The organism is Hyphomonas sp. (assembly GCF_013823385.1).
Taxonomy (GTDB): Bacteria; Pseudomonadota; Alphaproteobacteria; order Caulobacterales; family Hyphomonadaceae; genus Hyphomonas.
In genome coordinates this window covers 13,058-25,622 of sequence record NZ_PNMA01000020.1, presented here as the reverse complement: position 1 = coordinate 25,622, position 12,565 = coordinate 13,058, and the positions used below count along the sequence as shown (strand labels likewise).

Below are 12,565 nucleotides of genomic sequence, written 5' to 3'. Positions count from 1 at the left end.
CCGGAAGGGCATTTAGGAGCCATGGACAGACTAGAAAAACTCTGCATTGAGAAGGGCCTCCGCATGACGGAGCCGCGGCGCATCATCGCCCGCGTGCTTTCGGTGGCCGATGACCATCCGGACGCCGAAGAACTGCATCGCCGCGCCAACTCGCTCGACGCCTCGATTTCGCTCGCCACCGTCTACCGGACCGTGAAGCTGTTCGAGGATGCCGGCATCATCCAGGCGCATGACTTCCGTGATGGCCGCGCGCGCTATGAAGAAGTGCCTGCCGAGCACCACGATCACCTGATCGATGTGAAGACGGGCGCCGTGGTGGAATTCCATTCCGAGGAAATCGAGAAGCTGCAGGAAGAAATCGCCCGCAAGCTCGGCTACCGGCTGGTGGACCACCGGCTGGAGCTTTACGGCGTGCCGATCACGGAGAAGGACAAGAGCTGACCTCTTCCGGTCTTCTTGCCAAAAGAAAAGCGGCCCCGTCATCTGGCGGGGCCGCTTTCTGTTTGGGGCAGGGGGGCGCCGGTTATTCCTGCGGGACAACCCGGAAGATGCCGTCAAAGTCCTTGCCCGCGACATAGAGATAGCCGTCCGGGGCCTGCACCACATCGCGGATCGCCAGTTCGCCCTTCAGCAGGTTTTCCTTGCCGGCGACCTTGCCATCCTGAAGATCGATCCGCACAAGGACGAGCCCGTCCGGGCCATTCATGCCGCCGGAGAAGAGGTCCCCCTCCCAGCCGGGATATCTGTCGCTGGTCACCATGGTGAGGCCTGCCGGGGCAATCGAGGGCACCCAGTAGGTTTCCGGCTGCACCATGCCTTCGGCAGCCGTTTCCTTGGTGATGATCGTGCCGTCATAGTTCACGCCATAGGTGATCTTCGGCCAGCCATAATTGCTGCCCGGCTTGACGATGTTGAGCTCATCCCCGCCGCGCGGGCCATGCTCGGTAGCCCACAGCGTATCGGTGGCCGCGTCATAGTAGAGCCCCTGCACATTCCGGTGGCCATAAGACCACACTTCCGGCTTGCCATTCACCCCATCCGCAAACGGATTGTCCGCCGGGACCGTGCCGTCCGGATTGATCCGCACGATGGTGCCATGGGTGTTCTTCGGGTTCTGGGCGTCAGCCATATATTTGAAGCCCTCGCCGAGGGAGACAAACAGCGTGCCGTCCCCGCCAAAGGCAAGGCGCGAGCCATAATGATAGGCCGTGTCGCGCGCGTCTGCCTTGAAGATCTCCTGCACATTCTCCAGCGCGGTATGGTCCTCGCTGAGGCGGCCGCGCACCACGGCGGTGGAGTTGGCGGCCTTGGTGCCGGTGGAAAGCGACACATAGACGAGGCGGTTATCGGCAAAGCCGGGATCAAGCGCGATGCCGAGATAGCCGGCCTGGCCTTCCACATAGGCTTCGGGAAGCCCGGTGACCGGTGCCGCCTCGCCAGCGGCCGCAAAGAATTTCAGGCCGCCTTCCTTCTCCGTGAACAGAAGGCCGCCATCGGGGAGGAAGGCCATGCCCCAGGGCTGTTCGGCCGGGGTCACGAGCTCCAGGCTGACGCCCTGGACGGCGCCGGGGGTTGCAGGCGCGGTGACCGGGGATTGGGCGGGCGTCGCAGGCTCTCCGCAGGCAGACAGGATCAAGGCAAGCGGGGCAAGGGCGGCGAAGCGGGAAAAGACGGACATACCGGCTCCTGTAGAGTTGAGGGTCTGTAAGGGCGCAGAAATCTGGTTGCCGGCAGAGATAGGCTGTTCCGGCCCCGGCGCCAATGAAAAAGGGGCGGCCCCGAAAGGCCGCCCCTCAACTTTTCAGGCGCAGGCCTGCTTACCAGGACTTCGTCACAGCGATGCCGTAGGTGCGCGGCTCGTTGAGGAAGATGTTGGTGTAGAGGCCCGACGAGTCATCGGTCAGATAGGCGCCGGTGATGGCGGTCTCGTCGAAGATGTTCTTGCCGAACAGTTCAACGCGCACGCCCGCCGGGTCGTGGGTGAACGCCAGCGAGACGTTCATGTTGTCCCAGCTCGGCAGCTTGTCGCGAGGCGAGTTGTAAACCCGGCTCATGCTGTCGGACTGGCGGTAGTAGTCGACGCGGCCGGTCAGGCCCCAGTCGCCGAACGAACCCGGCAGCCAGGTGTACTCGGCACCGATGTTGAAGGTCATTTCCGGTGCGCCCGGCATGGAATTGCCCTTCAGGTTCTTCGCGTCGCCTTCGATCGGCTGCAGAGCGGTGGCCGTCTGCGTGTTGCCGTTGGCATCGGTGTAGGTGACGGTCACGCCGGTGAGGCCGAGGAGGGCTTCGAAGCCCGCGCGGCCGCCCACAGCGGCGAGGTCGCCGGTGCAGAGGTTCCGCGTGATACCGGTCAGGGCGGGGTTCATCTGAATGGCACCCAGAACCGTTGCATAGCCCTGCGCAGAGATCACGCAGTTGCTGTAGCTGGACGTGTTCTTGAGAACCACGAGGTCCGAGCGGCCATTGGTCCGGTCGATCACATCGATCGAGTACAGATCACCCAGCTCGGAGTCGAGCAGGCCGAGGTTGGCATTGACGACGAAGGTGGAAACCGGGTTCCAGATCGTCTCGATTTCCAGGCCTTTGAGCTTGGTGTCGATGTTGAAGTTCACCGAGGTCCGGTTGATGATCTGGGTAATTTGATACCCCTGATAATCATAGTAGAAGCCGGTGGCGTTCAGCTGCAGCGAGCCATTTGCCAGCGTGTTCTTGGTGCCGATCTCGAAAGCATCGATGAATTCGGGATCGAAGAACTGGCTGAACAGGTTGGCACCGGCCGGCTGCGGCGGGTTGATACCGCCGCCCTTATAGCCCCGCGAATAGAAGCCATAGAGGAGGGTATCGTCGGTGAAGCCGACATCCGGGCGCCAGTCGAGACCGGCACGGCCGGTAACTTCCTCGAAGGAGGCGTCGAAATAGCCATCGCCGCCCGCATCCGGGGTCTGTCCGGCCACAGGGCGCGGATTGATCGGGCTGCCGTTTTGCGGCGAGCCTGGTCCATAAACGACGCCAGGGGTGAAGAGGTAGGTCGGGACGTTCGCCTGGGTCTTTTCATCCTTGGTGTAGCGCAGGCCGACGGTCGCCTTCAGATTGTCGGTGATGTCGTAATAGCCTTCACCGAACACAGCCACCGAGCTCAGCTCATAGGGTGACAGCGAGCGGAAGTACTGACCGCCCAGACCTGTGAAGGACTGATCCACCAGCGAGCCACCCGAGTCGATCGGGACCTGACCACCGAACAGAGCACCGCCGAGGGCGTTGTTGATCTGCGCCAGTGCCGTCAGCGAGTTCGAGATGACGTAGTAGCCATCTGTATTGCTCGATGCCGGATCAATTGCCTCGAAGTCCATCGCAATGACGCCGAGGTTGAAGTTGAACGGTCCGTCGAAGGATGATTGCAGGCGAAGCTCGTGCGTTGTCTGCTCCGAGGTGCCGCCGGCCACGTCAAACGTCCGGAAGAAGTTGGACGCGCCGAGGATCGGATCGTTGACCACGCCGCCAGGGAAGAGGGCCTGATAGATGGCCGCGCCTGCCGGGCCGAGTGTGCCGAACAGCGGCTGGCCATTGGCGTTGAAGGCAATCGTCGGCGACTGCTTGTTATAGTCCTCGATGGAGACCGAGCCGCTTTCGCTGTAGCTGCCCAGATAGGTCAGCTTCAGGGAATCGGTAACGTCGAATTCGACCTTGCCGGTAATCAGCGTCTGATCGGCATAGTATTGCGGATCAAAGGCCGATTCGATCTGGCGCAGGTTGAGGTTGGCCGGCTGCGTGAACGCGTCGCCGCTGAGCAGGCCCGCCGTGATGCCGAGACCGCCGCCAAGGGTGGCCACCGAGTTCAGGCGGTCCTTCATGTCAGCCAGGGGCGTATCGAGACAGCCCTGCGAGGTGACCGTCTGGTCCAGCGCGCTGACCGGAATGCCGGCGAAGGAGGTTTTCAGCGGGCTCTTGGTGCAGAGCTGCTTGCCAGACCGCAGGCGGTTATCTTCTTCCTCGAAATATTCGTAGGAGAGCCAGCCGCGCAGACGCTCGGTCGGCTCGGCCAGGATCGTGGCGCGATAGCCATAGAGTTCACGGCCGTCGATCGACTCGCCGGTCACGGTGTTGGTGGCGTAGCCGCTACGCTCGAGATAGTTGCCCGCCAGACGTACCGCGACCTTCTCCCCGATCGGGACGTTCAGCATGCCCTTGATTTTCTTGGTGCCGTAATTGCCGAGCGTGGCCGTGACGTTGCCCTGATACTCTTCCAGCACCGGCTTGGCGGTAATGGCGTTGAACACGCCGCCCGTTGCGTTCCGGCCATACAGCGTACCCTGAGGACCGCGCAGCACCTCGATCCGCTCCATGTCGAAGAATTCGGCTTCGAACAGACGGTTGGCGGTCAGCGGCACATCGTTCTGGTGGATGCCGACGCCGGCATCGCCCGACTGGGCCACGAGGTCAGCCCCGATCCCGCGGATCTTGAAGTTGAACCCGTTGAAGTTCCCCTTGGTGAAGGAGACGTTCGGGATCGACTTGACGAGGTCCGGACCACCGGACAGCTGCATCTTGTTCAGCGCTTCCTCGTCGAAGGCCGAAACGGCAATCGGAACGTCCTGAATGGACTGTTCGACCTTCTGTGTGGTGACGGTAACGGTGCCGAGGCGCCGGGAGTCATCCGGAGCGGTTTCTTCCTGGGCATACGCGGTACCGAAGAAGCTGAGGGCGAGGGCAGAGGCCCCAGCCAACAAGACGTACTTCGAGTCTGTGTTTCGGCTCATTTCGATTTTTCCTCCCCTCGGGCCGGTCATCCGGTCCCGAATACATTGATGTGTATTGAGCCCTCCTCTTTGGCGGGACGGCTTCAAGTTCAACACAAGGCCATGGCGTGGCGCGTGTCAATTGTCCTGTCCGCCCCAAAGGCGAAAGTCTTCACTTCGGTGTCAAAAATGTAACGCCTTCCGCAACGTAGCCTTGGCCCAGGCGGGCCTCGCTGGTACAGCGGCGGGCATGACACAGCCCCTTTCTTCCGCGCTCGTCCTGTTTTCTGGCGGCCAGGATTCGGCCACCTGCCTTGCCTGGGCCCTCACCCGGTTTGACCGGGTGGAGACGATCGGCTTCGATTATGGCCAGCGCCATGCCGTCGAACTCGCCTGCCGGCCGAAATTTCTGAACGCGATTCGCCAGAATTTCCCGGCATGGGGCGAGAAATTGGACGGCGATCACATAATAGATGCCTCCGTGCTGAAGGTGCTCGGCGCCACCGCGATGACGCATGAAGTCGAAATCACGCTGACGGCGGCTGGCCTGCCCAACACTTTTGTACCGGGCCGAAACCTTCTCTTCTTCACGCTTGCCGGCGCCCTGGCCGTGCGGCGGGGGCATGGCGTGCTGGTGGGCGGTATGTGCGAGACGGACTATTCGGGCTATCCCGACTGCCGCGCTGCCACGCTGAAGGCGCAGGAAGAAACCCTCCGCCTCGGCCTTGACGCCGACATCCGCATCGAAACCCCGCTGATGTATCTCGACAAGGCCGCCACCTGGCAGCTCGCCCAGGATCTGGGCGGGGACGCTCTGGTCGATCTGATCGCGGAGGAAACCCATACCTGCTATCTTGGAGAGCGCGGCATGCGCCACGCCTGGGGCTATGGCTGCGGCACCTGCCCGGCCTGCGAGCTGCGGGCCAATGGCTGGCAGCGCTGGCAGGCCGGTAAGGCAGGCGCGCCATGACCTATTCGGTCAAGGAAGCCTTCTACACCCTGCAGGGGGAAGGGGCCCATACCGGCCGGGCGGCCGTCTTCCTGCGCTTTGCCGGCTGCAATCTCTGGAGCGGGCTGGAGCGCGACCGGGAAAAGGCCGTCTGCCGCTTCTGCGACACCGATTTTGTCGGCACCAATGGGGAAGGGGGTGGCAAATTCCGCGCGCCCGCTGATCTCGCCGCGCATGTGAAGGCCATCTGGGCGGCAAATGCGGCCTCGGGCGGGCGCCCCTATGTCGTCTGCACCGGCGGGGAGCCCCTGATGCAGCTTGACGAACCCCTGATTGATGCTCTCCACGAAGCCGGCTTTGAAATCGCCATCGAGACCAATGGCACGCTGCCCGCGCCCGCTTCCATCGATTGGGTCTGCGTCAGCCCCAAGGCGAACGCCCCGCTCGCCCAGACATCCGGCAATGAGTTAAAGCTGGTTTACCCTCAAACCGAGCCGGAAGCGCAACCGGAATGCTTTGAAACACTGGACTTTGAGCACTTTTTCCTCCAACCGAGGGACGACGGACCCGGCGTCAGCCATGTGGCGGCGGTGGCGGCCTATTGCTTGAAGAATCCAAAATGGCGACTGAGCTTGCAAACCCACAAACTGACCGGACTGCCTTGAGCGCAGAAGGCCAGATTTTCGAGATCTCGAAGGCGGTGTTCTTCGAGGCAGCCCATTTCATGGGCGGCAAGCCTGAAGGCCATCCCTACCGCTCCGTACATGGCCACTCCTTCCGCCTGGAGGCGACCGTGGCCGGCGTCGTCAAGCCCGGCGAGCAATGGGTGGAAGATTTCAGCCACCTCACCGCCACCCTCGAAGCGACGGCCGCCAAGCTCGACCACAAGCTGCTGAACGAGATCGAGGGCCTGGAAGTGCCCACCCTCGAGCGCATCTGCCTCTGGGCCGCCGCCGACCTCGGCAAGACCCTCCCCGGCCTCGCCCGCGTCGCCGTCGCCCGCCCCAGCCTCAACGAACGCTGCGAACTGGTCCTCAAGCGCGTTTGAGGTGCGCTGGCGATTGGTTTTGTCTTCTATTGTCCCCGCTACCAGGTTGTGAGAACGGCGCGCACCTCCCACTCGTTGATGGAATCATTAGAAATTTACCGCTCCGGTTGGGGCTTGGCCTTTGATTATTGAAATCGTTCGGACTGCGGTCCATTCCTCTTCCGCAATACGAAGCTCTACTTTCAAGCTTCCAGGCCTCTGCAGTTGAAGCGGCACCCCCCCGAAAGCGAGCACGCCTGGTGCAAGCTCGTTTAAAAGCGCGTCGCCGGTTACTTGAAAAATCTCAAGCTCATCGTCCAAAATAATACGGCATGAGAATTGGAAATTTCCGATTTTTGTAACTTCATGCTCGATCCAAACGGCGAGCTGCATTTGCGCTGGGAACCTCGAAATCAGAATTGAGCCAGTGTAAACTCCAATGAGTATGGCCTTACCGTTATCTTCCCTGCGAGCATCGTCGCAAACGATAGCATTCAAAATTCTAAAAGGGCCTACTTCAAGCATTTATACGCTCATTCTCGCGATAAGTATTTGACCAATTAGAGCAAGTAGATGCGGCAGTAGGTCTATTAGTTTTGTTGGGCTGAGCTTGGTGAAATATCAGCCAACTGACTGCCGCAAATGTTTCGTTATTTTCTATTCCAGGGAATGTAGAACTTGCCGTTTGTGCGGGCTGATCCGAAAGTTCGCGTACGGATATATCCGGCTCATATCCTAGACCAAGCAGCATATCGCTAAGTGTGTTGAGTTGCATATTGCTTGAGGAATTTAGCCAACGAGAGATTTGTTCGGGTCGCTTGCCAAGCTTGCGAGCCAGTTCCGTCTTTGTGATCGCTCCTCGTTGCTCTGCCATCTGGAAAGTATTCACCAGAATTTCGTGAAGACGAGACTTGAGGCGCTCCTGAAAATAAATCTTGTTGCCTTCTGAGATCGGTGTCTCCGCCAACACCTTAGACACGAATGATTCTGCTTGCGAGTTGGTCACGATCTGCTCCTGGTAGCGGCTGATAGGTATTGAAAAGAGACTTCCACTCGGCCTTGCATCTCTTGCTCAAATTTCGCCATGTCCTCTTGTCCTGTCCAAGATCGATGCGATAGGCCCACACCAAAGCAACGAAGATGTCCTTGGCAGCAAAGCATCCGACCAAGCGAATGGATGGCTTAATGCGGTTGCGAATTGCATATACGCTATCGGATATGGGGTCGATTGGGGCAAGAAAGCTGTCATTGGGCTTCTGATAGGGGTGTGCTGCTATGCTGATCGGCGCGCCGCGAATGAACGCGTCAAGATCCGCTCGTAAACGCATGGCTCGTTCTTGGTGACTGTCATTCTGCCAGGGTCCTTCCACAAATTCACGAACCTCTTCGCCAACAAATATTTTCCTAACCTTCGGATCGCTCGCGATCAAAGGTTCGAGGAGGGTGAGCCTTCCCTCCGATATCCGGTGATCTATCTCCTGTTCGATTGACATATAAATCAACTCTATGGCCAATTAAAGAATTTGTGCTATCAAAATTATGCGACGAATTGACATTGAAGTCATATTTCTGTCTTTCTTTAAGAATATCAGCGTTTATAAAATCACAATCTCAACAACCAGTTCTACCCAAACGCTATTCGCCGGCAACTGACCTCAAATCTAAATGCTGTGTGACTGGGCACAGATTGGTTCCTGTTGGTGAAAATTCGTCGGATCGAGTAAATAGGAGCAGGGAGCCAATTCGAGCGACTTCAATGGCTGAAGGCCTTGCTCCTCCTGCTCTGCTGGACCTCGCCAAGTATCCCCTGTCTTTACATCTGCAATGGAGCCTTCGCGGGCTTGCATGCATAGGCGAGCCCGATAAGGTTTCCTCTTGTCGATTCAATGCCTTTGAGGATTGCCGCAAGCATGAGCCTCGACCTTCTCCAGCCGGAAACGGCCGCGCCGCTGATTGCCAAGGTGCAGGAGTCGGTCTCCCGGCTGATTGATGCGGCCCGCAATGAGCTGAACTCGCCCGACACGCTCTGGCAGGTCGGCGCGCTGGTGGCCTCAGCCCTGCTGGGATACCTCCTCTCGCGCATCCCCAAGACGATGCTGATGCAGGCGGCGGAAAAGCGCGGGCGGATCGATTTCGTCCTGCTGACCTATCATTCCCTCTCGCGCATCGTCTGGCCGGTCTTCACGGTCATCCTGCTCGCGGGCGCCACGGCGGCCTTCGAAGCGCTCGGCCTTGGCAACAACACACTGCACATCGCCACCAGCCTGCTGCTGGCCTGGATCATCGTGCGCATCTTCACCGCCAGCATGCGGCGCGGCTTCTGGTCGAAGGCGATTGCCTATTTTGCCTGGGCGATCACGGCGCTCTATATCGTCGGCTGGCTGCGCCCGTTCACTGGCTGGCTCAGCAGTGTCACCTTCGATTTCGGCGAGAGCGAAGTCTCGCTGCTGCGCATCCTGGTCAGCCTGGCGCTCGCCTGGTTTGCCCTCTGGCTTGGCCGGGTGATCGGCAATGTCGCCCAGTCCCAGCTGCGCGGCTCGCCGGACCTGCCCGCTTCCGTCGGCGGCCTGCTCGGGCAGAGCATCAAGATCGGCGTGATGATCGTCGCGGTGCTGATCGCGCTGAATTTCCTCGGTGTGAATGTCGCCGCGCTCACCTTCTTCTCCGGCGCCCTCGGTGTCGGCATCGGTTTTGGCCTGCAGTCGGTCTTCTCCAACTTCATTTCCGGCGTCATCATCCTGATGGAGAAGTCGCTGAAGGTGGGAGACTTCATCGAGCTACAGTCGGGTCTCTCCGGCGTGGTGAAGGAGATCAACTTCCGCTCCACCGTGGTGATGACCAACGACAATGTCGACATCATCGTGCCCAACGAAGCCTTCATCAAGGCCCAGCTGATCAACTGGACCATGACCGAGGCCCGCCGGCGCATCCATGTGCCCTTCGGCGTGGCCTATGGCACATCGAAGGAGCTGGTGGAAAAGGCGGGCCTGGAAGCGGCCAAGAGCGTGCCCTGGACCTATGACGACCGGGGCGAGCATACGCCCCAGGTCTGGCTGGTGAAGTTCGGCGAGTTCCGGCTTGAGTTCGAGCTGATCGTCTGGCTCACGGATGAGGCCGTCCTGCGCCCGCAGAAGGTGATGGCAGACTATATCTGGGCCGTGCATTCGGCGCTGGAGAAACACGAGATCCACGTCTCGATGCCGCAGCGTGACCTGCACATCAAATCGCCCGATACGCTCAGCGTGCGGATCGAATCAGGCGATGTGAAGAAAAGCGGCGATCCGGAAAGCTGATGCCGCTGCCGCCAGGAGGGATGGCGGCAGCGGCGGGACGGCCCGAGGGGTGGCGGGCTAGTCCAGAGCTTTGGCAAAGCGGCGGGCAAACCGGTCAGAGGCGCGGCTTGCGTCATGCCAGGTGGTCAAGCCCGCCTGGCGGATGTCATTCTCGTACCAGTCATATTCCAGCTCTCCGGCCGGCGCGCCGGCCGCGTCATAGGCCACCGCCTTCAGCTTCATCCCGCCAACGCTGACTGAGCGCATCATGTCGAGGCCCGGCTTGTCACCGGCCTGTTTGAAGGTCGGCCGGGAAGGGCGGGCGTCCAGGATGGTCACCTCCACCCGCGCCACATCCACACCGGCTTTCGCCAGTTCCCGCGTCAGGTCACGCTCGATCCGTCCGGCGAGTACGTCGCCTTCCTTCATGCCGTAATCATCCTGAAGCTTCTTGGTGAATTCCGGCCCGTAGCCGACCGTGATCTCGGCCGCCTGCGCGCCCTGAACCAGAACCGCAGCAAGCGCGGCGGCTGCAAAAAGGCGTTTCATGGTTTCTCTCCGTTGATCGCACCGGCCATGGCGGCCCGTGAATGTCTTGAGGTCAATATAGGCCACAGAGCCCCGCGAAAGAAGTCACACACGCGTGAGGCGCTCGCCCTGCGGGCGCGGGGGCGTCACTTCTTCGCCTTATCCTTGCCTGCGAAAAGATAGAGATATTCGCCATACCCCCTGGCGGCCATTTCATTCTTCGGGATGAATTTGAGGCTGGCCGAATTGATGCAATAGCGCTGCCCGCCAGTCTCCCTCGGCCCGTCATCGAAGAGATGGCCGAGATGCGCGTCCGCCCCGCTGGAGCGCACTTCGGTGCGGCTCATGCCCAGGCTGTCATCCTGGAATTCCGACACCAGCTTCTCATGGATCGGCCTCGTAAAGCTCGGCCAGCCGGTGCCGGAATCGAACTTGTCGGTGGAGGAAAACAGCGCCTCCCCGGAGATGGCATCGACATAGATGCCTTCTTCCTTGTGGTTCCAGTATTCATTGTCGAAAGGCGGCTCGGTGCCGTCATGCAGGGTGACGTATTTCTGCTGTTCGGTGAGGTGGGAGACGTCATGACCGGTGGCGGTGGCCGTCTTCTCCTCGCCCTGCGCCGTGCTGACGCCGCAGGCAGCGACCATCAGGGCGGCAAGGGCGGCGGCAATGCCCGTTTGTCTGTTCATGGCAGAAAGCTCCTCTCCAGACAGAAAGCGCCCGGCGGGCGCCTTGTTACGCTATCTAGGTAACAGGCGCGCGCCGGGCAAAGAAAGTCACGAGGCTGTGAGCCCTCAGACGGTATCGACCAGAACCAGCTCTGCCGAGTTCACCCCTTCGAGAACAAGCGTCTCGCCGCCGGAAATCGCCGCGCCGTCCCGCGCCTTCAAGGTCTGCCCATTCAGCCTCACCTCGCCATCGGCCACCACCAGATAGCCATAGCGATCCTTCGGCAGCTCATAGCGCAGCGTCTCGCCTGCCTTGACCGTGGCGCCAAGCACCTTGGCGTCCTGGTTGATCCGCAGGCTGTCATTCTCGCCGGTGCCCGAGGCAAACACGGCCCATTGGCCAGACCGGTCGCCCTTGGGAAACTGGCGCGCGCCCCAGCTCGGCTGGCCGCCGCGATTGCGCGGAATGATCCACAGCTGGAAGATCTTGGTGACATCATCCTCGGCATTCCATTCCGAATGCTGAACACCTGATCCCGCGCTCATCACCTGCACATCGCCCGCTTCGGTGCGGCCGTGATTGCCGAGCGAGTCCTTATGGGTGATCGCGCCCTGGCGAACATAGGTGATGATCTCCATCGATTCATGCCCATGCGGGGGAAAGCCGGTATGGGGCTGGATCTCGTCATCATTCCACACGCGCAGTGCGCCATGATGCACGCGGGCCGGATCATGATAGCCGGAGAAGGAAAAGTGATAATGCGCGTTCAGCCAGTCATTGCGAAACCGGCCAAGCTTTTCAAAGGGGCGGAGTTCGATCATGGGATGTCTCCTCTCAGAGCGTTACGGTTGAGAGGTATATGGGATGTTCGCCAGGGCAGGGCAGACGCTGCGGAGAGATAGCATTCATGCGGAGGGCGCATGAATGCGGCGGCCAACGGCCCGCACAATTCCAGATCAGTTGTCGGGCGAGCGCGCCAGCATCACGAAGATGTAGATAGGCAATATCAGCGCGCCGAGCCCCATCAGGAAAAGGGCCAATTGGCTGAAGAAAGACCGGTCGCCGGTTTTGGTCAGAGTAACCGGGGCATACTCGGCCCAGCCGGTCGTGGTCTTGTTCCCGTAATGGCGCTGATTGCGAACAATGCGGCGGCGCCTCCGGTTCAGCCGGCTGATCCCGGTCTTAGGCTTCGAAGGAGGGCTGTCTTCCTGCATCTTTTCACCCTCTCCATTTCATTTACAGTTAGGAAGAGCTGACGTTTTTGCAATCGAGAATCATCTCCCTTCCGGCTCTGGGAGGATGCGACTAACCTGAGATGGGAGACCATCCTGAGGCCCGGACGATAGTCTCGTCCGATTGCGGGGGTGCTCGCTTGAAGGAA

14 protein-coding genes are annotated in these 12,565 nt (G+C 60.3%); 5 read left to right on the top strand and 9 right to left on the bottom strand.

Translation table 11 applies throughout. The features are described from left to right. Nucleotides 1-21 precede the first annotated feature (21 nt). Entirely contained in the window at nt 22-441 is a 420-nt protein-coding gene (locus C0456_RS12470) for a Fur family transcriptional regulator (protein ID WP_291052505.1), read from the top strand. Nucleotides 442-523: 82 nt separating this feature from the next. Here C0456_RS12470 and C0456_RS12465 read toward each other — a convergent pair whose 3' ends face one another. Beyond that, the gene (locus C0456_RS12465) at nt 524-1,678 is read right to left on the bottom strand and encodes a PQQ-dependent sugar dehydrogenase (RefSeq protein ID WP_291052504.1); all 1,155 of its coding nucleotides are present in this window, start codon (nt 1,676-1,678) and stop codon (nt 524-526) included. A gap of 139 nt (nt 1,679-1,817) precedes the next feature. Continuing rightward, the gene (locus C0456_RS12460; protein WP_291052502.1) at nt 1,818-4,760 is read right to left on the bottom strand and encodes a TonB-dependent receptor; all 2,943 of its coding nucleotides are present in this window, start codon (nt 4,758-4,760) and stop codon (nt 1,818-1,820) included. A gap of 229 nt (nt 4,761-4,989) precedes the next feature. Between C0456_RS12460 and queC the strand changes: the two genes are divergently transcribed. From queC to C0456_RS12445, 3 genes are read left to right on the top strand one after another with little or no spacing between them, the layout of a single operon-like run. Then, on the top strand, nt 4,990-5,709 hold the full coding sequence (gene queC, locus C0456_RS12455; protein WP_291052501.1) for a 7-cyano-7-deazaguanine synthase QueC: 720 nt from the start codon (nt 4,990-4,992) through the stop codon (nt 5,707-5,709). Further along, nucleotides 5,706-6,353 (top strand): 7-carboxy-7-deazaguanine synthase, encoded by a 648-nt coding sequence (gene queE, locus C0456_RS12450; protein ID WP_291052500.1) that lies wholly within the window; start codon nt 5,706-5,708, stop codon nt 6,351-6,353. Before queC ends, queE begins: the two co-directional genes overlap by 4 nt. After that, a complete protein-coding gene (locus tag C0456_RS12445) occupies nt 6,350-6,736 on the top strand; it encodes a 6-carboxytetrahydropterin synthase (RefSeq protein ID WP_291052498.1) in 387 nt (128 codons plus the stop codon). The genes queE and C0456_RS12445 overlap by 4 nt, the downstream gene beginning before the upstream one ends. 87 nt (nt 6,737-6,823) lie before the next feature. Here the strand turns inward: C0456_RS12445 and C0456_RS12440 are convergent, their stop codons facing one another. From C0456_RS12440 to C0456_RS12430, 3 genes are read right to left on the bottom strand one after another with little or no spacing between them, the layout of a single operon-like run. After that, on the bottom strand, nt 6,824-7,240 hold the full coding sequence (locus C0456_RS12440; RefSeq protein ID WP_291052496.1) for a hypothetical protein: 417 nt from the start codon (nt 7,238-7,240) through the stop codon (nt 6,824-6,826). Continuing rightward, a complete protein-coding gene (locus C0456_RS12435; protein ID WP_291052495.1) occupies nt 7,233-7,721 on the bottom strand; it encodes a helix-turn-helix transcriptional regulator in 489 nt (162 codons plus the stop codon). The genes C0456_RS12440 and C0456_RS12435 overlap by 8 nt, the downstream gene beginning before the upstream one ends. Continuing rightward, nucleotides 7,687-8,208, bottom strand: coding sequence for a hypothetical protein (locus C0456_RS12430; RefSeq protein WP_291052493.1), 522 nt, complete (start codon nt 8,206-8,208; stop codon nt 7,687-7,689). The genes C0456_RS12435 and C0456_RS12430 overlap by 35 nt, the downstream gene beginning before the upstream one ends. A gap of 417 nt (nt 8,209-8,625) precedes the next feature. Between C0456_RS12430 and C0456_RS12425 the strand changes: the two genes are divergently transcribed. Then, nucleotides 8,626-10,008, top strand: a complete 1,383-nt coding sequence (locus C0456_RS12425; protein WP_291052491.1) for a mechanosensitive ion channel domain-containing protein — start codon at nt 8,626-8,628, stop codon at nt 10,006-10,008. Nucleotides 10,009-10,065: 57 nt separating this feature from the next. Here the strand turns inward: C0456_RS12425 and C0456_RS12420 are convergent, their stop codons facing one another. The 4 genes from C0456_RS12420 to C0456_RS12405 all read right to left on the bottom strand — a co-directional run bounded on the left by C0456_RS12420 (nt 10,066) and on the right by C0456_RS12405 (nt 12,398). Then, on the bottom strand, nt 10,066-10,536 hold the full coding sequence (locus C0456_RS12420; protein WP_291052481.1) for a hypothetical protein: 471 nt from the start codon (nt 10,534-10,536) through the stop codon (nt 10,066-10,068). A 125-nt stretch (nt 10,537-10,661) separates the two neighbouring features. Next, on the bottom strand, nt 10,662-11,204 hold the full coding sequence (gene msrB / locus C0456_RS12415) for a peptide-methionine (R)-S-oxide reductase MsrB (RefSeq protein WP_291052478.1): 543 nt from the start codon (nt 11,202-11,204) through the stop codon (nt 10,662-10,664). A gap of 105 nt (nt 11,205-11,309) precedes the next feature. Further along, nucleotides 11,310-12,005 (bottom strand): pirin family protein, encoded by a 696-nt coding sequence (locus tag C0456_RS12410; protein ID WP_291052475.1) that lies wholly within the window; start codon nt 12,003-12,005, stop codon nt 11,310-11,312. A 135-nt stretch (nt 12,006-12,140) separates the two neighbouring features. After that, nucleotides 12,141-12,398 (bottom strand): hypothetical protein, encoded by a 258-nt coding sequence (locus tag C0456_RS12405; RefSeq protein WP_291052472.1) that lies wholly within the window; start codon nt 12,396-12,398, stop codon nt 12,141-12,143. Between the last annotated feature and the right edge of the window lie 167 nt (nt 12,399-12,565).

What these genes read in the sequence shown, in the direction of transcription:
- C0456_RS12470 (WP_291052505.1), top strand. Translation starts at nt 22, where the DNA reads ATGGACAGACTAGAAAAACTCTGCATTGAGAAGGGCCTCCGCATGACG.
- C0456_RS12465 (WP_291052504.1), bottom strand. Translation starts at nt 1,678, where the DNA reads ATGTCCGTCTTTTCCCGCTTCGCCGCCCTTGCCCCGCTTGCCTTGATC.
- C0456_RS12460 (WP_291052502.1), bottom strand. Translation starts at nt 4,760, where the DNA reads ATGAGCCGAAACACAGACTCGAAGTACGTCTTGTTGGCTGGGGCCTCT.
- queC (WP_291052501.1), top strand. Translation starts at nt 4,990, where the DNA reads ATGACACAGCCCCTTTCTTCCGCGCTCGTCCTGTTTTCTGGCGGCCAG.
- queE (WP_291052500.1), top strand. Translation starts at nt 5,706, where the DNA reads ATGACCTATTCGGTCAAGGAAGCCTTCTACACCCTGCAGGGGGAAGGG.
- C0456_RS12440 (WP_291052496.1), bottom strand. Translation starts at nt 7,240, where the DNA reads ATGCTTGAAGTAGGCCCTTTTAGAATTTTGAATGCTATCGTTTGCGAC.
- C0456_RS12430 (WP_291052493.1), bottom strand. Translation starts at nt 8,208, where the DNA reads ATGTCAATCGAACAGGAGATAGATCACCGGATATCGGAGGGAAGGCTC.
- C0456_RS12425 (WP_291052491.1), top strand. Translation starts at nt 8,626, where the DNA reads ATGAGCCTCGACCTTCTCCAGCCGGAAACGGCCGCGCCGCTGATTGCC.
- C0456_RS12420 (WP_291052481.1), bottom strand. Translation starts at nt 10,536, where the DNA reads ATGAAACGCCTTTTTGCAGCCGCCGCGCTTGCTGCGGTTCTGGTTCAG.
- msrB (WP_291052478.1), bottom strand. Translation starts at nt 11,204, where the DNA reads ATGAACAGACAAACGGGCATTGCCGCCGCCCTTGCCGCCCTGATGGTC.
- C0456_RS12410 (WP_291052475.1), bottom strand. Translation starts at nt 12,005, where the DNA reads ATGATCGAACTCCGCCCCTTTGAAAAGCTTGGCCGGTTTCGCAATGAC.
- C0456_RS12405 (WP_291052472.1), bottom strand. Translation starts at nt 12,398, where the DNA reads ATGCAGGAAGACAGCCCTCCTTCGAAGCCTAAGACCGGGATCAGCCGG.